The 21194-nt window shown below is 36.1% G+C and carries 16 protein-coding genes; 14 read left to right on the forward strand and 2 right to left on the reverse strand.

The annotated features are described in order from the left end of the window. Window positions 1-126: 126 nt before the first annotated feature. The gene (locus KTH90_RS01070) at window positions 127-1518 is read right to left on the reverse strand and encodes an ArnT family glycosyltransferase (RefSeq protein WP_158351643.1); all 1392 of its coding nucleotides are present in this window, start codon (window positions 1516-1518) and stop codon (window positions 127-129) included. After that, window positions 1511-4618, reverse strand: coding sequence for a fucose pyrophosphorylase domain-containing protein (locus KTH90_RS01075; RefSeq protein WP_158351645.1), 3108 nt, complete (start codon window positions 4616-4618; stop codon window positions 1511-1513). Before KTH90_RS01075 ends, KTH90_RS01070 begins: the two co-directional genes overlap by 8 nt. A 254-nt stretch (window positions 4619-4872) precedes the next feature. Here KTH90_RS01075 and KTH90_RS01080 point away from each other — a divergent pair, with 254 nt between their 5' ends. The 14 genes from KTH90_RS01080 to KTH90_RS01145 are packed head-to-tail and all read left to right on the forward strand — an operon-like array spanning window position 4873 to window position 21186. Beyond that, complete coding sequence (locus KTH90_RS01080) at window positions 4873-6219, forward strand: sugar transferase (RefSeq protein ID WP_158351647.1); 1347 nt, start codon at window positions 4873-4875, stop codon at window positions 6217-6219. Next, window positions 6216-7181 (forward strand): DUF6077 domain-containing protein, encoded by a 966-nt coding sequence (locus KTH90_RS01085; RefSeq protein ID WP_158351649.1) that lies wholly within the window; start codon window positions 6216-6218, stop codon window positions 7179-7181. The genes KTH90_RS01080 and KTH90_RS01085 overlap by 4 nt, the downstream gene beginning before the upstream one ends. Then, window positions 7165-8010 (forward strand): hypothetical protein, encoded by an 846-nt coding sequence (locus KTH90_RS01090; protein ID WP_158351651.1) that lies wholly within the window; start codon window positions 7165-7167, stop codon window positions 8008-8010. The genes KTH90_RS01085 and KTH90_RS01090 overlap by 17 nt, the downstream gene beginning before the upstream one ends. 12 nt (window positions 8011-8022) lie before the next feature. Further along, window positions 8023-9102, forward strand: a complete 1080-nt coding sequence (locus KTH90_RS01095; protein WP_158351653.1) for a glycosyltransferase family 4 protein — start codon at window positions 8023-8025, stop codon at window positions 9100-9102. Between the two features lie 19 nt (window positions 9103-9121). Next, window positions 9122-10231: a glycosyltransferase family 1 protein gene (locus KTH90_RS01100; RefSeq protein WP_238726121.1), complete on the forward strand. Its 1110-nt coding sequence runs from the start codon at window positions 9122-9124 to the stop codon at window positions 10229-10231. Window positions 10232-10269: 38 nt separating this feature from the next. After that, window positions 10270-11415 (forward strand): glycosyltransferase family 4 protein, encoded by a 1146-nt coding sequence (locus tag KTH90_RS01105; RefSeq protein ID WP_158351657.1) that lies wholly within the window; start codon window positions 10270-10272, stop codon window positions 11413-11415. A gap of 16 nt (window positions 11416-11431) precedes the next feature. Then, entirely contained in the window at window positions 11432-12547 is a 1116-nt protein-coding gene (locus KTH90_RS01110) for a glycosyltransferase family 4 protein (RefSeq protein ID WP_158351659.1), read from the forward strand. Window positions 12548-12559: 12 nt separating this feature from the next. Continuing rightward, window positions 12560-13777, forward strand: coding sequence for a polysaccharide pyruvyl transferase family protein (locus KTH90_RS01115; protein ID WP_158351661.1), 1218 nt, complete (start codon window positions 12560-12562; stop codon window positions 13775-13777). Further along, window positions 13774-15024 (forward strand): polysaccharide pyruvyl transferase family protein, encoded by a 1251-nt coding sequence (locus tag KTH90_RS01120; protein WP_158351663.1) that lies wholly within the window; start codon window positions 13774-13776, stop codon window positions 15022-15024. Before KTH90_RS01115 ends, KTH90_RS01120 begins: the two co-directional genes overlap by 4 nt. After that, window positions 15008-16294 (forward strand): Coenzyme F420 hydrogenase/dehydrogenase, beta subunit C-terminal domain, encoded by a 1287-nt coding sequence (locus tag KTH90_RS01125; protein WP_158351665.1) that lies wholly within the window; start codon window positions 15008-15010, stop codon window positions 16292-16294. The genes KTH90_RS01120 and KTH90_RS01125 overlap by 17 nt, the downstream gene beginning before the upstream one ends. After that, a complete protein-coding gene (gene wzx / locus KTH90_RS01130) occupies window positions 16287-17696 on the forward strand; it encodes an O-unit flippase-like protein (RefSeq protein WP_158351667.1) in 1410 nt (469 codons plus the stop codon). Before KTH90_RS01125 ends, wzx begins: the two co-directional genes overlap by 8 nt. Before the next feature lie 5 nt (window positions 17697-17701). Further along, the gene (locus KTH90_RS01135) at window positions 17702-18793 is read left to right on the forward strand and encodes an acyltransferase (RefSeq protein WP_158351669.1); all 1092 of its coding nucleotides are present in this window, start codon (window positions 17702-17704) and stop codon (window positions 18791-18793) included. Window positions 18794-18802: 9 nt separating this feature from the next. After that, on the forward strand, window positions 18803-19891 hold the full coding sequence (locus KTH90_RS01140) for a glycosyltransferase (protein WP_158351671.1): 1089 nt from the start codon (window positions 18803-18805) through the stop codon (window positions 19889-19891). A gap of 11 nt (window positions 19892-19902) precedes the next feature. Beyond that, window positions 19903-21186 (forward strand): Coenzyme F420 hydrogenase/dehydrogenase, beta subunit C-terminal domain, encoded by a 1284-nt coding sequence (locus tag KTH90_RS01145; RefSeq protein WP_158351673.1) that lies wholly within the window; start codon window positions 19903-19905, stop codon window positions 21184-21186. Window positions 21187-21194: the final 8 nt, after the last annotated feature.

Here is a 21194-nt window from a genome sequence, read left to right on the forward strand (position 1 = left end):
AAGCACAAGATAGATACCATGATATGCCCCCTGTCAAGTAGACAGGGGGCATATCTTACTGCTTATCCTGTGCTTTTTCATTATTTACAAAATATCATTCATAATAGATATAATTCGGTGATATCATCAATTCATGGCCAGGCAGGCAACCCGATAACTCCAGAAGCCTACAAAACTGATACCAAGCACAATCACACAAATCAGTATTTTTAGCACCAGATTTGCCAGCTTGTTCTTAATAAGACGGTCAAGAAGGGCGGTGATACCATAAACAGTAAAATACATAAGAGGTATCAACATTGGCATACTATACCGTCCCTGAGGCTGATAATCGATCGCATACGAGGCATACAGATTCAGGATATTTGGAATGATAAGCGCGAGTATCATGAACCAGTTAAACAATCCTTTTTCCAGCCATTTTCCGTCTTTGCGGAGGGCTAACAGTTTGGGGATTTCAATGATACAGCCTAAAATACCAACCGCAAAGATAAGCTTGTAAATGGTATAGCAAATCGTCGGAAGTAAAACAGCCATCTCTTTAAAGATACCGATGAAACTCTTAAACGTGTCGGAATGCCATTTCCATTCCCAGAACAGCATCTTTAAGGCTTCGGAGGCTGAGACTCCTGACATCTTAATGGTCCAATGCTTAGAAGGTTTGAACGCATCCTGGGCGTGCAGCTCGCCGCAGATATCTCTGGCAGTTAATCCAAGGAAATCACCCTGATAGAGTATTGCATTTCTAATAAACCACCAGCCGGCCAGCAGCAGGAAAACAGCCAACACAACAAGGCCTTTTTGGATCATACTCTTGAAATCCCATTTTTTATCCTGACAAAGCAGGATTGTCAAACAGAATAAGAAGAAGCTGCAAAGGAGGAAGCCGTAAGCGGTCACATAGGAGAGCGCACATAGGGCCAGACCTACACCAAGCCAGATACAACTTTTCAAATCCCATTTTCTCTCCAGTCCGGCGATCCAGCTGTAGACGATCACAGCAGTGCTGAAGATAGCCATGCTTTCGCAGTTCATATAGGAATTCAGGTACACCATCTGCGGAAGGAAAGTTACGAGAAAGATAAAAATCCATCCATCTGCTTTAGCGGGAAGCAGTTTCCTGGCAATTTTAATGGTAAACCACACCGTACCTGCTCCAAAAAATACACTTGCCAGCCTTCCGGCAAAGATCAGGATGTGCATGTCCTCCGTGAACAGTTTTGCAACACGGATAAACAGCGCACTGAAAATATGGGGAATATAGGGCTGAAAAGCATAGCTGAATCCCCAGATAGGGTTGATGATGGAAGGATCGTCTCCTCTGGGCAGAGACCAGTGTTCCACCAGGTAATTTACTATGTCATAGCGCATCAGTTCATCGGGACCATCCATATAGGAGGACTGCCAGGCCCACAGCAGAAAGAAAACTGCTGCCAGGCCAACGAAAATCAAATCGATCGCCAGCTGTCTTTTCTGCGCGCTGCCTGTAGTCATATCCCGGGTTTGAATCTTAGTCATACAATACCTCGCAATCCCAAACGTCTACGCCGCTGTCCTGGAAGACTCCGCGCAGCCGTTCTCTTAATTGTTCGTGGGTAACACCCTTCTTCATGATTACCTGTATAAAGCCGCCTCCGCCGGCCCCGGCGATAAAATGGGCGTCGATCAAATCCTCACAGGATAAGAAAATCTGATCGATACAGGTATTCGTGGAACCGTGGTCCAGCTGTTTTGAGAGTTCCCAATGTTGATTGATCAGTTTAGCAAAGCCATCCACATTCTCACGTTCCAGTTCAAATTTCATCAGAGCGGCCAGACGCTGGATATCGTGAAGGGCATGGATAGACTCCGGACGGGAGCCGATATATCCTCCTACCACATCTCTGAGGAGATTTCTGGCCAGCCTGCGCTGACCGGTATAGATCAGAGCGAAACGGTCGTTTATCTCTTTTTTTGTCTTCTCTGAGAGATGGACCTGCTCTACCTGGATTTTCTGCAGAATACCGGGTGTAGTGGTACAATACTTCACACCCGGGGTCAGTCCACCGACCTGATCCTGCCAGCCGCCGCCGGTACTCATCACCTGCTCCATACACAGGACAATATCATATAATTCGTTGTCAGACAAGTCCTGTCCCAAAAATTCAAAGATCCCTTTTACGCAGGCACCGGATAATATGCTGCTGGTACCCAGGCCGGAGCCTTTGGGCACACCGATTACCTGGGTGGACAGATAAATACCGCCGCCGAGCTTTTTCAAATGTTCGCTTAGATTGCAAGGGCCTTCCAGCGGAATCACACCGCAGGCGATCAGAGCGGCCTTGTGGAGGGCAAACGGGTCAAAGGGATCGTGGCAGTTCTGGATATCTGCTGCGTCCTCTACGGTACCGAACACGCCGATGTCCTGGCTTTCGAACTCCACATGGTATTCCGGGAGACGTTTTAAGGTGATCTGGATCGGCAGATTTCCGCGCAGCTTTAGCGCAGCGTTCAGGACGACACCACCGCATTCATTACAGTGCGGAGGTGTATCAGACCAGCCGCCGCCCCAGTTGACACGGACAGGAAGGCTCACATCTACGCGGTCTTTGCAGATGCGGTAGGAATCGCTGTTTTTGATATTGGCGATTACACTGTTATAGATTTCCTGCTGTATGGTCTCAAAACAGAGGCTTTCCACTTTATCGTAGGAGTATTCACCGATGGTCAGAGAATGTTCCTTCATGAAGCGGGAGACTGCGTAATAAATTCTTATTTTGGTAGAGAATGGAGCTGCTTCTGCCTTTTCTAAAAGTAAATCAAACTGATGATGGCGGATGCCGGAGATACCGAATACGTTGAGGGCATCTTTATAATAGACTCCGGATTCCAGTTTGTGAATGAACTTGTCCACCAGGATCCGGGTCTTCAGTTCCTGGGTCCAGGGGATGACGGATTTGAAGTCGGCTTCGTTGAAACTGGAATACAGGCTCATCCGGGGGGCCGCCTTCCAGGCGGCTATATCATCGGCAGTTCCAACTGCACGGATCATGTAATAGAGAATAATGGCATAATGAACAGCTTGTTCCATGGTGTCACATACAGGGTACAGGTTGGCGAACCATAAATAAGGAGCCTGATCCGGCCAGAGATCCGTTTTAGACAACTGGTAGCGATCCATGAATTTACGGATGGGCTCACCAAGGAATAACGTATCCTGATCTAAAGTTCCTTTTGGATTGTCGTAGACACCGTAGATACGAACGATGTATTTACCACTTTTTAAGCGAAGACCGTGAAGTACGACATCATCGGGTACGGAATTGTCCTGTAAAGTGAGATTAGAGACAACCGAGCCGTTTCCTATACTGGAAGAACCCAGGATGTTACTGTTTTCAATATAAGAGTTGACACCAACGCTGGAGGCATCTTCGATAAGGCTGTTGTGGGAGGCAAAAGGTACCGCGTCGGGTACATTCGTGATCACACAGCGTTTCCAGTCCAGGAATTCATAGTCTGTGATATCTGTGGTAACCAGGGAGAGGAGTTCTGCTGTGGTCCCGAAGTGAATGAATTCGGCCGGAGAGAGACAGAGAAGTTTCATATTGAAATCGTGGAGCGCTTCCCAGAGTTTTGTCCGGCAGTCATGAAGTTCAGGGCAGAATTCGCCCTCAGGGGCCTCGTTATAATATTGTTCTAATGTAGATTTACGGGCCAGGGGATAGAGAAAATCACCGTAGAAGCTGATGCGGGATTTTTCATTGACAAATTCATTGAATTTGGCCTGGTCCGGCTGATTGTTGGTGCTGATCAGGGAGTAGAGCGCGTTTAGAAGGTCGCTGTCCATAATGACGGCACCGGTATCAAGGTCTACATGATCATGGTCGTTGACGGCACCCAGAGTGCGGAGCTGTTCGATAGATTGCTTGTGGAGAAAGCGGTCTACGTGATCATAGCCATCATTTAAGAAGACACCGTGGTCCTTGCCGGTGTTTACGTGTTCTTTGATGGAGATAGCGGCCGCGCCGTGGTACTGGAAATCCAGCTGGAGCGGATTGAACAGCAAAAGAACATCGCCGGAAAGGATGAGCATGCCTTCCTTGATGCGGGAAGGGATGCCGGACATAGCGATGATGAATTCATCAAATAAGGTGGACGGGTAGCCGTTGGGCAGTTCCCTGGGAACCGGGGAGAAGAGCTTGCCGCAGGCAGAATACTGGGGGACGCGCTTGCTGTCGCCGCCGGAGTGGATGACCAGGATCCGCTTGTTAGCGAAATGGTTGGCGGCGGTTGAGGAACTTGTGGATTGGGCGCCCGCAGTTACTGCATTTTTTTGGATGTCTTGTTCAGCGATGTAGCGAAGGACGTTAAAGGTGGCGCCACCGGAACCGACCCGCTTGCCGTCGGGGTCGGGGAGGACGACGTATTTAGTCGCCGCGGGGAGAAGGTGGTGCTTTAGGCGGAAGCTGATCTGGGACTGGTAGGCTTCGGCCTGGTCTGCGTTTGAGGCGGTCAGGATGATGTAGTCCCAGCGGATGTAGCTCTCGTTTTGGATGCTTTTTTCGTAGTCTTCCCAGGAGTCTAGGTAGCTTTGACGGAGGAAGAGGTGTTTTATTTTTTTGTATTCGGGTGTTTGCATATTGGTATCCTCGCATTTCTGGAATGTATCCTATTGGCTGCTTATATATAGTACGATAGAATTGGAAACAGCCTGCTTATGGGTTATGATAACATATATATCCATAATTTCAAAGGAGATAGTAACTATTTTTAGACAAAATTATGATTAATATTACAGTGTCTATCCATTACTTGCCAGAAGAGTTGGTTGAGTTTTAAACTCCAATCATATATAATATACTTATTACATTTCAAAATGGAAGAGAGATTTAAATGAAAAAGCAATTTGAACAATATAAAAAATTATATATAACTACTATTGATTTTTTAATGCTGCTCCTTCCAGCATTGTTTTTTTGGATATTATGGAGTAGAGAAATAAATGAACTGTTATACGTAGACTTCAAAAATAAAGGGAATTGGCTGATCGTTATTTTTTATGTGATTGTACTAGCAATTATGCTACATACATTTAGAGGTTTTAAAATAGGTTACTATAAGATTGCCAGCCTGCTTATATCACAGCTCTTGGCCTTGATATGTACTCATATTATTATAATAGTTCAGTTGATTTTAATGGTAGGAAAAGTTGGGGCTATAGGCATTATTATAGCGAATATGATAGGATTGTTTTTGATAAATTGGATAGCAATTTCGTGTGTTACTATTGTATTTGCAAAGATTTATAATAAACTAATGCCTCCATATAGATTACTTCATGTTTATGGAGATTATCAAAATAATCTGAAAAATAAAATTGGTACGCGCTCAGACAAATATACTATAGAAAGAGACATCTATATTGGCAAACCGATTGATGAGATTAAAAAGGAAATATTACTATATGACGGTGTTGTTCTAAATGATATACCTAGCGAAAAGAAAAATGAATTGTTAAAATTCTGTTTTAATAATGGTATCAGAGTATACTTTATACCTAAAATTTCTGATATCTTTATAAAAGGAGCGGAAGAATTAAATATTTTTGACACACCATTGTTTGTATGTAAAAATACTGGATTATCAATTGAACAGAGAATAATAAAGCGATTAATGGATTTAATCATTTCAAGCATAGTACTTGTATTAATGTCTCCAATTATGGGAGTTACTGCATTGGCTATTAAACTGGAAGATGGAGGGCCGGTGATTTATAGCCAAGAGCGATGTACCATAAATGGTAAATACTTCATGCTATATAAATTCAGAAGTATGAGAGTGAATGCAGAGAAAAAGGGTGGGGCACAATTAGCCAAAAAAAATGACGACCGTATTACAAAGACTGGCAATTTTATCAGGAAAACTAGACTAGATGAATTACCACAACTGATAAACGTGTTAAAAGGTGACATGAGTTTTGTTGGACCAAGACCTGAAAGACCAGAGTTTGTGGAAATAAACAGTAGAGAGATACCGGAATTTAGATATCGAATGAAGGCCAAAGCTGGTTTAACAGGTTATGCACAAGTATTCGGCAAATATAATACAAGTTTTTTAGATAAATTAAAATTGGATCTATTATATATAGAAAAATACACACTGTTGTTGGATATACAGATTATATTAATGACTTTGAAAGTTATTCTAATGAAAGAAAGCGCGGAAGGATTAGATGAATGAGTGAGATATCGTTTAGAGCATTATTTCTATTTCTGTTTGCTGTAGTAATACCAATTTCCTGTGGTAAGGTGATGGAATATCTTGATAAAAATAAGCAATTTCAGTTTGAAGAAGTAATTCTATATGGATTTTTATCACAGTTAGTGATTGCCCTGCTGCTGGGAGTGATATGCGTAACTTTTAAATTACAATTTATAGTATTTGAGATATTATACCTTATTATGATGCTCTTAATAATATTATGTGCTGGTATAATTATCTTTAAGAAAAACTTGTGTGTAAAATATCATCGCTTGGACTGGAGCTGCCTTAAACTTATTGTAGTACTAATTATAATAGGGCAAATATTATTAATAATAACACATACGGCAGAAATTATTTCGGACGGAACGATCGAACAACTCGTTACGATTAAAGAGAATGGGACTATCCATCAAATAAATCCTTATACCGGAGATTTAGTGAAAACATTAACCTGGAAAGACTTTACAGGTTTTTATCCAGAATTGTTAGCTGTTTGGGTGCAGTTAATGAATATTTCTCCTAGTGTATTTTGCCATATGGTTCTTCCAATAATTCTTATACCATATGGATATATGGTATATACTTTATGGGCTAGGAAGTTTTTCCCTCAAGATAAAAAATTACAAGATGTATTTATGCTATTTTGCTGTTTGCTGAATTTATATGGCTGCTATTCTGTTTATACAAATTCTTCCTTTCTATTGCTATACCCGTGGTCAACCAATCATTTATTGACTAATATGATTCTTCCCCTTCTATTATATAATTTATATGACGAAGAAATATCAGTTAAGAAGAAAATTTTATATTCAGTTTTAGGCTTGCTTACAGCTGCCTGTCTGGGTAGCCTTAAGATGGGAGTTATCATATTATTAGTAGGAGTTTGGGGAGGAATTGAGGTTTGCAGGAGGTATGTGCGGATTGAAAGAAATATTTAACGTTATAAGTAATGCTTACAATTCTTATAATAATTTGAGCACTTACTATACCATGGGGAGCTACGTTGTTTTGCTGGTAATAGTGCTTATATGGTCATATTATAATAAGAACAAGATTGAAGAGCAGAAAAGAATTATAGATTACACCCTATTATCATTAATATTATGTATGTTCATTCCGACAGCGACTGTTATTATGGATTTATTATTGACTAGAGAAGCTTATTACCAGATTTTTTGGATTTTGCCTATCATAATAGTGATCGCATACTGCGCTATTAAGATCAGTTATGATTTTGACAAACACAAATTTGACAAGATTACTCTATTATTTTTTGTGATTATATTACTTATGTCTGGTGTAAATCCATTTTTGAATACAAATTTTTATAAGACAAATAAATATGAAACAAGTGACAACAATCTGAAGATCAATAATAATATTATTTATTTAGCGAATTATCTGAACGAACTAGATCAAAACATTAGAATTATAGCTCCACCTGATATTATGTTTAATATTCGTAAATATACATCAAATATAAAAACTTTGTATGGTATTGATATTACAATGGAAGATGCTAGTCAGCGATATACGGCAGAAATAATAGCAGCCTATAATACCATGAAATTAGAGATACCAGACATCAATTATGTATTACAAATTGCTGAGAATACAAAGTGTAATATCATTATTTTACAAAATGAAACCGTGAGTGATTATATTTATGAGTCATGGGATATAATTCTGTCAATGTTAGAATATGGTGGTTTTTATCCGGTAAATTATTTTGAGGAGTATACTGTATTTTTGAAAGATACAAATTGAGCAGGAGTATATATGAATATATTATTAATTGGAAATGATTTTCATTCAATATATTACACAAGAAAAGAATTGATTACAGAATTAGTAAAAAAGAATCGGGTATATGTCGCCATTCCTGATAATAATAAAAATTATTTAATAGAACAACTTGGTGCGCAGTTAATAACTATAAATTTGAACCGAATGGGTAAGAATCCTTTTCGGGAGATTTTGGTTATAAATAAAATAAATGAAATTACGAAAAAAACAAAAGCTGATATTATTTTTACATTTACTATAAAACCCAATTTATATACAGGATTGCTTCAATCCCCAAAAACTAAGAAACAAATTGTTACTATAACAGGATTGGGAAGATTATTTCAAAAGGATAATATTATAAAAAAAATTCTGATCTATTTTTATCGTAAATCTTTTCAAAATGTGAAAAGTATTATTTTTGAAAACAAAGAAAATGAATCAATTTTTACGAAGCTAAGGATTGCGAATGGCCGTCATATATTAGTGAACGGTGCTGGTGTTAATTTAGATGAGAATCCACTGGAGAGTTATCCAGAGGATAAAGATGTTTTAAGGATTCTTTTTGTAGGAAGGATCGAAAGAGATAAAGGGTTTATTGAGTTATATAGAGCAGCCCAACATTATGAAAAAAAGAATGAGCGAATTGAGTTTATAATACTGGGTTCATGTGAAAAAACATTTGAAAAGGAATTTAAAAAAATGTGTATTCCGAATAATATGAAATTGGAAGGATGGCAGATGAATGTACATAAGTATTTGAAATTATCTCACGCAGTTATTTTGCCCTCTTACCATGAAGGGATGGCAAACGTACTCTTGGAGGCAGCAGCTGCAGGAAGGCCTATCCTTGCTTCCCGAATTCATGGTTGTATGGAAAGTTTTGAAGAAGGAGAAAGTGGATTGGGTTTTGAAAAAGGAAATTTGGAAGATATGGTCAGAGTGATTGACAAGTTTGTCAAAATGTCAAATGATGATAGGAAATTAATGGGACTAAAAGGTAGACATAAAATGGAGAGGGAATTTGACAGGAAAAATGTGGTTGATAAATTTGTAGAACAGATCTATGAATAGTGGTTGGAAGGAAAAAGGTATGATAAAAGTATTACATGTCTTTAATGTTATGGATAGAGGTGGAGCCGAAGCCATGATCATGAACCTTTATCGAAATATTAACAGAAAAAATGTACAGTTTGGATTTATCGTACACCAGGAAAGAGAAGGGGAATATGACCGTGAGATAATCGAACTCGGAGGTGAAATTTTCCGGGTACCTCAATTTTGTGGGTATAATATGAAAGCTTATAAGAAGGCTTTTCAGTGCATATTTATGGAACATTCAGAGTACGCTATTGTGCATGGGCATATGCAAAGCACAGCCGCTATTTACTTGAAGGAGGCTAAAAAATTAGGGAGGATTACGATAGCGCACAGTCACAATACTTCTTCAGGTAGAGGATTTAAGGCTATGCTTAAAACAATATTGCAGTACCCAATCCGTTTTAGGACTGATTATATGTTCGCTTGTTCTAAAGCGGCTGGTAAATGGCTATATGGTAAGAATAAAATGTCTCAGAATAGTGTAAAAGTAATATATAACGCTATTGATATAGACCGATATCGTTTTGATGCTGAAGTTAGGAATAAAATAAGAAAACAACAAGGACTAGACGACAAGATCGTTATTGGACATGTTGGTCGGTTTACGTATCAGAAAAACCACGAATTTTTAATAAAAGTTTTTCAGATATTTCAAGAAAAACATGGCAGTGCAATACTTCTTTTGATTGGAAACGGGGAGTCAGAAGAAAAAATAAGGAATTTAGTAAAATATAGTGGGCTTGAAAATTCAGTAAAGTTTTTAGGTGTACAAGATAATGTGCATGAATGGATACAGGCGATGGACTTATTCTTGTTTCCTTCGAGATACGAAGGACTGCCGGTTACATTAATTGAGGCTCAAACATGTGGAGTGCCATGTGTTATTTCTGATAATATCACAGATGAAGCGATTCTGTATAAAGTAGCAAAAGTATCCTTGAAAAGTGACGTTAATGAATGGGTTCATGTGATGGAGGAAAGCTTGAAAATAAATGTCAGCCGGTCTGAGGGTGAAGCTGTCATCAAAAATACCAATTATAATATAAAGAATGCTGCTGCACAGATTGAAAATGCCTACTGTAATATGATAATAAAAAAATAATTTATTAAATTCATTGAAAGGTTAATCATACGGAAAATATGGAAAAGAAGCTAATATATATATTGAATAGTTATTCTAAAAATTCGGCGCAACATTTTTACCATGTAGTACACTTGCTGGAAACAATGGCGGATCAGGGGGTAGATATTACTCTGGTTATTGAAAAGGCTACGGACATACCTGAAGTGGGGAATAAAATAAAAATTATTTGTCAAAAAGATAATGGAAAAATTGCTAGAGTAAGAGAATTAAGTAAAATTTTGAGAAGTTTATTTGATGAAGGTTATCGTAAAGTATTCGTACGTATTACAATGCCTGCAGCGATTATAGCTATAAATATTGCCAAAAAATATGGTGCGGAAGTTTATTTTTGGCAAAGTGGAGATAATTTAACCTACGATAAGAAACAGCCAATACTTCCTAGAATAAAATGGTACCTTACAAATTATTCTCTATTGGTATATATAAGAGATCATGTGAATTTTTTTGTGACAGGCCCGGAATCTATGGCAGATTACTACGTAAAGAATCTCAAGGTGAAAAGAGAGAAAGTACTGGTTCTTTATAATGATATTGATGATAAGAGATTTGAGTCGGTAAATGAAGCTGATCAAAAGGCGTTAAAAGAAAAATTGGGTATACCAATCGATAAAAAAGTTGTATTATTTGTACATCGTTTAACTCCAGTTAAGCGTTTCTCCTATCAAATTCCCTTTTTGGCTGAATCAGAGGACTTTAGAAGGGCTAATGCAATTCTTATAGTGGTTGGTGGGGGACCAGAAGAGAATATTATTTATGAAGAATATAAGAAATCTTTATTTAAAGATTGTATTCAATTAATAGGTAAAGTTCCGAATGCAGAAATTATGGACTATTACAAAGTTGCGGATGTTTTTATTAATCCGTCTTATTCTGAAGGATTTCCGCGAGTAGTAATTGAAGCGATGAGTAGTGGCCTGCCAGTTGTAGCGACTGATGTAGGAGGAACTAGGGATATTATGGGGCCAGAACAAAAGAAATTTTTGGTCGACAAGGATGACAGGACAGAATTTAGAAATAAAGTAATTTATTTGCTGACCCATAGTGAAGTTCGTAACAAAATAATATTAGAAAATAAGGAACATGTAAAGAGATATACGACAGATTCAGTGAGCAAAATGTATATAGAGCGAATTTTTAAATGAAAGAGAAAAGGTGATTATGTCAAAATTATTACATATAACCCCAAATGTTTATCCGAAATTAGAAGTTGAACATGCAACGAAACAAATTTGGAAAGAATTATCCAAGGATTATGAAGAATATCATATTGTTGGGAGATCTGATGATCAGCACTTTCATACGGAAAAAGAAGGAAAGCTATATTTGCATCGTGTACCTAAATTGGGAGGAAATAAATCCTTTTTATTTACTTCATTTTTAATCATATATTACCTTCGAAAGTACAAAATTGACACAATGCTTTCACAATGTGCGGTATTAGGCGGTATAGCGGGAGTGCTCTATGGAAGAATTTTTCGTATACCTATCATGATAGAAATTCATGATACTATATATTTTGATATTCTGGACGGAGGTTCGTTTGTAAAAAGATTAAATGCAAGAATCTTAAAAAGAACGTATCAAAGTGCAGATCTCATAAGAGTTTTAAATCCTCTTATGAAAGAAATGTTAGAAGCGAGGATTGGCGCAGCAAAAATAGTTGTTATTGAAAACCGCGTTAATTTTTCGATTTTTAATAAACCTAAAGAAAGTTATTCTGTGAATGACCCCATTAATATTATAAGTGTTGGAACATTTACGAAGAGAAAAGGTTATGCAGATGCAATTAAAGTAATTAATAGGGTTCGGAAAAGGTATAATGTTCATTTAACGTTAATAGGTGGAGGAGATGAGAAAGAGCACTATATACAATTATCGCATGGCGAAGACTGGCTAACGTTAATTGATTTTATATCTCAGAGTGAGCTGAAGGAATTGATTTGCAAATCGGACATCTATATACAGACCTCATACAGGGAAGGGATGCCTAGGACGATTTTGGAAGCAATGGCTTTGGGAATGCCAATTATAACAAGCGATGCCGGAGTGACGGCCGGAAGCGTAGAACATAAAAAAGATGCAATGATGTTTCCGGCAGGAGATTTTAATACATTCGAAAAATATTTAATATTATTGATTCAAAATGACCAGTTGCGTGAAGAATTAGGAAAACATGCTTTGATCGAAGCCAAGAATAGATTTGATTGGAATACAAATTTTTTACATTACAGAAGAGCACTACGTGATATGAAAAAAACCTCTGAAAGTAATTAAAGGAAAATAAATATGAACAAAGATTTTATTATTATAACGGGAAGTAACTTCTTAAATAAAGGATCGCAATCCATGCTTTTTTCAACAGTTCAAATGTTGAAGGAGAAATATCCGGATAAGAAGATAATTATGCTGTCTACAAAAGATTATTTTGATTCAAAGTTGGACAAAGGGAATTTTAATTTTGAAATTTTACCAGATTATTTATCAAGATTTATTGCGCCCCCCATAAGATATGCACGTAAAATTTTTATGAAACTAACAGGCGAGGAAGGGGTAATGGAAAAGAAAGAAGAAATGCAAAAGTTAAAAGAAATTTTGAGCCACACATCGATGCTAGTTGATATCAGTGGTTTTGCTTTGTCTTCTGAATGGAAAAGTCAGGTTGTCAGTATCAACTATATATTGCGAATCGCTGCTGCAAAATACTGGAAGATACCAATGTATATATTACCGCAATCATTTGGACCATTTGAATATAAATTTCCATATAATTTTATAAATAATATTTTAAATTATTATTATCTTAGATATCCACGCATCATATGTTCCAGAGAACAAGATGGCGTGAATTGTTTGCGGAAATATCATTTGAAAAATGTAAAGCGAGTAAACGATACGGTAATAACTACAAAATTTATAGAACTTTCAAAAATATATATGAAAGCACAACATTTGAAAAAATATGAAATAAAAGGAGAACATCCAATTGCAGTTATACCAAATATGAGAAGTATACAGAGAGGGAAAACAGAGCAACTACTAGAATTATATGAAGAATTAATCAATGATTTAAGTAAAATACATGATATTTATTTAATTCGGCATTCAGTAGAAGATATTGAAGGTTGCCGGATGATTGCAGAACGTTGTAGCGGGAACAGCAGGCTACATTTGATTGGGGATGATATGAACTGTTTTGAGTTTGAAGCTTTGGTGAAGCAGTTTGATTTTTGTATAGCAGCACGCTTCCATTCCATTGTACATGCTTATAAAAATGGAATTCCCTGTATTTCCATGGGGTGGGCCGTCAAATATAAAGAATTATTAGAAAGTTTTGGACAAGAAAAGTTTTTGTTTGATGTAAGAGGCGGAGTTGACAGGAAAAGATTGAAAAATTGCATTCAATATCTGGAGAGTAATTATGAAGTTGAAAGTAACGAGATTTTAGAGAATTTACCGTTGTTGAGACAAAATAATGCGCTGTCAGCGATGGAGGAAAGTAAATGAATCAAAAAAAGTATATTCTAATTACAGGAACGGGATTCGTCAATAAGGGGTCTCAGGCAATGCTGTTTACTGCAGTGGATGAACTTAAACGGCGGTTTCCTGATAAAGAAATAATAGACTTATCAACATTAGATTATCAGAAACCTGAGGCGCATGATTTTTCTTTCCGTATTGAACCAGACTATTTATCTATGTTTATACCAAAAAAATATTTAAGAATTCGTGATATGGGACAAAAACTGATGCGTTACAGAGAAAGTCCCAGACAGAGAGAAGAAAGAAGGAAGAATTATAAGCGAGTAAAGGAAATTTATGAAAATACTTATTTTATCGTTAATGCAGGTGGATTTGCATTAGGGGCACCAATAGGAAGAGGAAAATCAGCTGGAAGTTTAGCATATTTAATGCGAATTATGGCCGCAAAGGAACTTAAAGTTCCGATATATTTATTACCACAATCTTTTGGACCATTTGACTATAAGCCTGGGCACAATTTTCTGGTAAAACATTTGATGAAAAAGTATATGGATTACCCGAGACTTATCTTTGCCAGAGAACAAGAAGGTTATGAGTGCCTCTTGCCTTATAGAAAATCAGGGTTATTGAAAGAAAAAGATATAGTTATTACAAATGTTCAAATTGATAAGCAAAATATATATAAAGCCGGTAAAGGTGAGATTAATAATATAAACATTAAGGGAGAACATCCGGTAGCTGTTATTCCGAACATGATGAGCTTTGCAAATGCGGAAAAGAAGGAATTGTTGAGTTTGTATAAAGTTATTCTAGGCAAACTGATAGAGACTCACGATGTCTTTTTGATGCGTCATTCAAAAGAAGATATTCAAGGCTGCCAAGAAATTGCGGAATATTTCGGTAAGAATGACCGTTTGCATCTCTTATTAGATGATATGAATTGTTTTGAGTTGGAATATGTTTTGGGACAGTTCGAATTCTGTATAGCGTCGAGATTTCACTCAATTATTCATGCTTATAAAAATGGTACTCCATGCGTAGTGTTGGGATGGGCTGTAAAATATAAGGATTTATTAGAAGGATTTGAGCAGACAAAGTATCTTTTTGATGTGCGTGAAGAAATGAAAGAGGATAAAGTGTTAAATGCTATCGCTAAAATGGAGCAACAAGTTGATATGGAAAAAGAGACACTTAATAGGTGTTTGTTAAAACAGCAAGAAAGTAATGCCTTCGATCTAATAGAGGAGAATATAAATGAAATTAACAGTTGAAGCCCTTAATCCTGAATTATGTATGGGATGTGGAATATGCAAGGGTGTCTGCATGAAAAGTGCCATAATATACGAAAGGAATGATATAGGGCAATTCCTGCCAAAAGTAAATAAAGAAGATTGTAATCAGTGTGGGAGCTGCTATGCTGTTTGCCCAGGAAAAGGAATTGAGGATTCTGCAATTTTTAATAGCATGGGACAGAAGATTCCAGAAGATGAAATCCTTGGAAAAATCCGAAGTTGCTTTAATGCTAAAATTACAGATGAAAATCTTAGAAAAAAATGCACTTCGGGAGGCATGGTTACAGATTTAATTCGCTTTTTACTTAATGAAGGTTTTTATGACGTTGCATTCTGTGTGGAAGATGATAATTTCGAGGATCAAGTTAATACTAAGCCGCAGTATAAAGACAGTGATTTTACTAAATCAGCACAATCCCGATATATAGCAATCGCTCATACCCAAATGATCAATTATATATTAAAAAATAGAGAAAAAAAGGTAATTATAGTGGGGACTGGGTGTGTAATTGCTGGAATCAGGAGAGTAATTGAACGTTATAAATTAAAACATAATAACTATCTCATTTTAGGATTGTTTTGCTCTATGAGTTTAAATTATAATTCATATGATTATTTGAAGCTTTTCAGTAAAGAAAAGTTAATACAATGTAAGTTTAGATCTAAGGAAAATGGGATCTATAAATATGGAAACATGAAACTTGTTTATAGGAATGGCGATAGCAGATATTTACATTTTATACAGAAGGGATATTTAAAAGAGTATATGTTGCAAGAACGTTGTCTTTATTGTACTGATTTGATGGCAATTTTTGCAGATATTGCATTTGGTGATAATAACACTGCATCGGCAGATGGAGATTCTACTTCAGTTGTAGTAAGGACAGAAGCAGGAGAGAATATTCTGAAGTTATTTCCGAAAGAAAGATATCAGATTGAAAAAATCCAACCGGAAAAGTTATGCCGAAAGGGAACACTAAAAGACAGGCGAAAACATAAGAAATATGCCGAGATTTATGCATCTGAAAAAAAAGTGGATCTATATCCGGACAGACAGAGCTTAATTACGAAACAAGAGGAATATGAAAAAATAAAACAAGAGTTAGATGAAAAAATAAAAAAGATTTGTTGGGGAAGCAATAAGAAAAACCTTCGAAAGTTATACATCTTATTAAAGATAAAAATGATGAGGTTACAAATATTTAAACGAGATTTATTGAACCCAATAGAAGGAATCAAAAATGATTAACATAGGAAAGAAAGACGCAATTTATAGTTATATAAATTATTTTCTAACTGCTGTATCTAATGTAATTGTACTTCCATTTGTTTTAAATAAAGTATCATCAGAGGAATATGCATTATGGAGTGTATTTCTTTCTATTCAGGCATTGGTTATGCTTATTGATACGGGATTCTCCACTCTGGTAGCTCGTTATACTACTTATGCGTATTGTGGTGCGGAGAATATTCCGTTATCAGGCACACCTAATATAAACAAACAAAATACAAGTAATTATACTTTAGTATTTCGAGTTTTTTTTGTGGCCCGTAATATCTATCGTAAACTGGCATGGGTGGCTTTTGGCATTTTAATACTGGGAAGTCTATATATTGCATATCTTTCGCGAGACTTAGAGAATCGTTATATGATCTTATTTGCGTGGGTACTATTCTCTATTGGAGTTGCAATTAAGATATATTTCACTTATTATTCCAGCTTCTTGAAGGGAGTAGGGCATATACAAGAAGTGAATATTATTTCTATTAGTAATACGATAGTATATGTATTTGTTAAAGTGATTTTAGTGCTATGCGGCTGGGGGATTTTGGGTATTGCAATAGGAAATGTAGTTTCAGTTATTATAACCAGAATTCTGGTTATAAAATATGTGAGAGATGTTATAAAAGAAGATCATAATACTTATAAATTAGAAAAAAGTAATCGGAAGAAGATTGATAATTACAGTATTGAAAAAGCATTTATTCATAATTCGAAACAGCTTGGGGCGGTCGTGATAGCTAATTATGTGCAAGGACAAGGAACAACATTGATTTGTTCCGCTTTGATGCCTTTGCAGTATACTGCAAGTTATGGATTAACAATTCAGTTGATTAATGTGGTCGTGAGTTTGGCGAATATTCCATTTAGTACATTTAAACCCAAAATGAATGAATTAAGAATATCTCCGCATAAAGAGACATTCAAAAATATGTATGCATTTATAACGTTATCGATGTGGGCAATATTTTTACTTGGATCTGTTGGAATTGTATGGATACTTCCGGGAGCCTTGGCAATCATTCATTCTCAGACCGCACTTTTACCGGTAGGGTTTACCATACTTATATGTTTATATCAATTTATATATGTTAATCATCAAAGAGCTACTGATATCATTGCATTGGGAAATGAACAGCCATATGCCCGTGCTTATGCTATTTCAAGTATAGTTATGTTGGGTACAGAGCTAATAGCTTTTAAACTTGGCTTTGGTTTGGCAGGATTTTTGTGTGCGAATCTGTTTACGCAATTAGCTTATAATGGGTGGAAATGGCCTAGAGAGGTTTTTAAACTAGTCGGCGTGTCGGCACCGGAAGTTTTTACGCGAGGAACGCGTGAGATTAGAAGACTAGTGAAAAGGGGATAAGGAAAATGGAGACAAAAAGGATTCGACAGTCTAATATGGAATTGTTACGAATTATAGCCATGCTATTTATAGTTGCTCATCACTATGTGTGGAATGGCGGCGGCTGGAAATTCTCTACTGGAATAGTGCAAATGGAATCGGGCTTTTTTGTTGCTGGAGGAAGTCTTGGTATTAATCTGTTTATGTTGATTAGTGGATACTTTCTCGGGGGTGGGAGTACCGAGTATAAGACAAAGCGCTTTATCAGTATTCTTACTGATGTATGGAGTTATTCATGGATTATAGCTGCAATTTTCATGGCATTTGGTCTCGGAACATATAATATGGATGATATACTGGCAAGCGTATTTCCGGTTAGCAGGAGTGCTTATTGGTTTATTACTGCGTATATAGGCGTAATGTTATTTGTACCATTCTTAAATCGCTTTGTTATGAAAATAAGTAAAAAAAACTTTAAGATACTATTATTGGTCACCGCCTTCATAATGTCTGTACTTCCGACATTTATCCCGTATGGGGATCCGTGGACAAGTGAATTTACATGGTTATTGTTTTTGTATTTGGTAGGTGCCTATATTAAATTACATGGTTTTAATATTTTTAAGAACAAAAGCTTCTATTTATGGATATTTTTAGGAGTTTATTTTCTGGTGGGTGCTGCTAATGATGTTTTTGCACAAATCTTTAATGGACATGATGCACTGTTTGATTATGCCAGCTATTTTACGCGAAGAAATGTTTTGCCACTTTTAGTCTGCTCTATTGCATTATTCTTATATTTTGTTAATCTGGAAATAAAACCAAATAAAGTCGTAAACTATTTCGGTAAAATGACGTTAGGAGTTTATTTATTACATTCAAATTTATGGATCAAGAAGATTTTGTATGATAAAGTATTATTTAGTGATAAGGTGTTGGATTCAGGGGGGCTCTTTAGTATAGCTCTTATTGGCAGTACAATCTTTATTTTTATAGCAGGTATTCTTATTGAAAGTATTAGAAGTAAGGGTATGGAGAAGATACTGTTAAATAGAAAATTTGTTGGCCGTTTTTGTGAGTGGATGGATAATAAACTAAAGCTTCAGGAAGAAAAGTAGAGTAGATATATGAAAAATATTATTTATTATGGAATTAGCCAAAACCGTGGTGGGATTGAAAACTACATCTTAAGAATAAGTCAAAATCTAGATAACAGCTTATATCGTATTTATTATATTGACGAAAACGAACAAAGACCATGCATGCAAGAAGAATTTCAAAAATTTGGAGAATTCTGTAAAATAACGCCTAGACGTAAGGGAATAAATAAAAATAGAAGAGAACTGGATCAATTGTTTAGAGAGAAAAAGTTCGACATACTTCATTTTAATGTAAATACGCTAAGCTATGTAGAACCGATATATGCAGCATTGCGTCACGGATGCAAAGTGCTTTTACACAGCAGAAATGCAGGAAATCAAGAAAGGGCGATTACATTATTACTGCATAGAATAAACCAATTTTTGCTACCAGATACAAAAGATATATTTCGACTTGCAGTTTCTAGAGAGGCCGGAGAATGGCTATTTAAAAAAAATAATTATCAAATTATCCATAATGGTATCGATATATCAAACTTTTCGTATCAAGATAAAAAAAGAGACCGAATCCGGCACGAATGGAATATTGGAAAAGAGTTATTAATAGGAAATATTGGCATATTCCTTCCGGTAAAAAATCAGAAATTTGTGTTGGAAATTTTTCGGGTTATATGTGACAAAAGGCCAAAAAGCAGGTTGATTCTGGTAGGCGAAGGGCCTCAGCTTGAAAATTGCAAGGAATATGCAAAACATTTGAAAGTGTATGATAATGTGATTTTTACGGGAAGGCGGGATGATGTACAGGACATTTATTCTGCTTTGGATGTATTGTTATTTCCGTCTATGTACGAAGGTTTTCCTAATGTAGTGTTAGAAGCTCAAACGGCTGGATTACCATGTTGTATTTCAGATGTTATTACACCCGAGGTAGTACTATTCCCGACAACTGAGAGGATCTCTCTAAACAAAACAGCGGAAGAATGGGCAAAAAAGTTATTAGAAAAAGACTGTACAATTGATAAGAGAAAAAGTTATGCGGCGAGAGTGGAGCAGATGGGATATTCCCATAAAAATGAAATAAAAAGAATAGAAAAAATATACAATTTAATGAGTTGAGGGAGGTATTAATGGATACAGTACAAAAGGTGCCGGAAGAATTATGTATATCCTGCGGTATGTGTCAGGGAGTTTGTCCTCTTTCTTGTATTGATATGATACGTAACAAACAAGGACAATATATACCCCAAATCAATAGAGATATATGTGTTAATTGCGGAAAGTGTTTTTCTATATGCCCAGGTAAGGGGATAAACTTACAGGAAATATACAAGACCATATATGAAAAAGAAATGGTTGATGTTTTTCATGGAAATTACCATGCGGTTATAAACTGTGCGGCTAAAGATAAAGAAGTGTTAAAAAAAGCGACTAGTGGCGGAGTAGTTACTACACTGGTAGAGAAATTATTACAGGATGAGAAATATCAAATAGCCTTTTTGGTAGATACTTATAATTATGAACAGCAAATTAGTGTAAAGGCATATCAAAAAGGAGATGTATTTACTAATACTTTTAAGAGTAGATACATACCGGTATCACAAGCCGCAATGGTAAGATTTTGTATAGAAAACCCTAACGAAAAGGTTATTATAGTTGGTACAGGATGCATAGTAGAAAGTTTTTGTAAATTGGTAATTGAGAATAAACTTAATAGGAAAAATTATTTTATAATCGGATTATTTTGTAATTCGGTACTGAATTATAACAGCTGGGAATATTTTGCTAGAATGCTTAAAGAACCATTAAAAGAATTGCGATATCGGGAAAAATCAGACAGTAGGCATTATTTTTATGGAACTATATGTCTTGAGGGAAATAAAGGAAGAAGGAAGGTGATTAACCCCGGGAAGAAAATGTTGGTTAAGCCATATTTAACAATGGAAAAATGTATTTATTGCTTTGACCGATTAAATGTATTGGCAGATATATCTGTGGGCGATAACAATACAAAAAGTGGAGACGGTTCCTCTTGCAGCGTTATTATTCGTACCGAGATTGGCAGACAAATTATGAAACATTATGAAGCTCTTTTTGACTGCTTAGATACTGTATTAGAAAGAGTATCAAAGAGTCAGCAGATAAAATTAGTGAAGCAACAATATCGGTTTGCTAAAGTATATTCATTAAATAAAAAAATGGATATTTTATGTGGGATGAATGATTGTGGAAATGAAAAAGTTAGCACTTCAGATTTGAATGAACTTGACAAACGACTACGCAGGCATAAGTTTGGATCAGACATCAAAAATCTAACAAAATTATTTTATTGGATGCAAATTAAATGGATATTAGTGGAAGTTATAAATTATAGAAGAAAGTTAACTAAATGGTTTAAAAATAAGATACGTTAGGAGATGCA

This window comes from Diplocloster modestus (assembly GCF_019042245.1).
GTDB lineage: Bacteria > Bacillota > Clostridia > Lachnospirales > Lachnospiraceae > Diplocloster > Diplocloster modestus.

Bases quoted from the DNA above. Each gene is read 5' to 3' on its own strand.
- KTH90_RS01070 (WP_158351643.1), bottom strand. From the start codon at position 1,518: ATGACTAAGATTCAAACCCGGGATATGACTACAGGCAGCGCGCAGAAA.
- KTH90_RS01075 (WP_158351645.1), bottom strand. From the start codon at position 4,618: ATGCAAACACCCGAATACAAAAAAATAAAACACCTCTTCCTCCGTCAA.
- KTH90_RS01080 (WP_158351647.1), top strand. From the start codon at position 4,873: ATGAAAAAGCAATTTGAACAATATAAAAAATTATATATAACTACTATT.
- KTH90_RS01085 (WP_158351649.1), top strand. From the start codon at position 6,216: ATGAGTGAGATATCGTTTAGAGCATTATTTCTATTTCTGTTTGCTGTA.
- KTH90_RS01095 (WP_158351653.1), top strand. From the start codon at position 8,023: ATGAATATATTATTAATTGGAAATGATTTTCATTCAATATATTACACA.
- KTH90_RS01100 (WP_238726121.1), top strand. From the start codon at position 9,122: ATGATAAAAGTATTACATGTCTTTAATGTTATGGATAGAGGTGGAGCC.
- KTH90_RS01105 (WP_158351657.1), top strand. From the start codon at position 10,270: ATGGAAAAGAAGCTAATATATATATTGAATAGTTATTCTAAAAATTCG.
- KTH90_RS01110 (WP_158351659.1), top strand. From the start codon at position 11,432: ATGTCAAAATTATTACATATAACCCCAAATGTTTATCCGAAATTAGAA.
- KTH90_RS01115 (WP_158351661.1), top strand. From the start codon at position 12,560: ATGAACAAAGATTTTATTATTATAACGGGAAGTAACTTCTTAAATAAA.
- KTH90_RS01120 (WP_158351663.1), top strand. From the start codon at position 13,774: ATGAATCAAAAAAAGTATATTCTAATTACAGGAACGGGATTCGTCAAT.
- KTH90_RS01125 (WP_158351665.1), top strand. From the start codon at position 15,008: ATGAAATTAACAGTTGAAGCCCTTAATCCTGAATTATGTATGGGATGT.
- wzx (WP_158351667.1), top strand. From the start codon at position 16,287: ATGATTAACATAGGAAAGAAAGACGCAATTTATAGTTATATAAATTAT.
- KTH90_RS01135 (WP_158351669.1), top strand. From the start codon at position 17,702: ATGGAGACAAAAAGGATTCGACAGTCTAATATGGAATTGTTACGAATT.
- KTH90_RS01140 (WP_158351671.1), top strand. From the start codon at position 18,803: ATGAAAAATATTATTTATTATGGAATTAGCCAAAACCGTGGTGGGATT.
- KTH90_RS01145 (WP_158351673.1), top strand. From the start codon at position 19,903: ATGGATACAGTACAAAAGGTGCCGGAAGAATTATGTATATCCTGCGGT.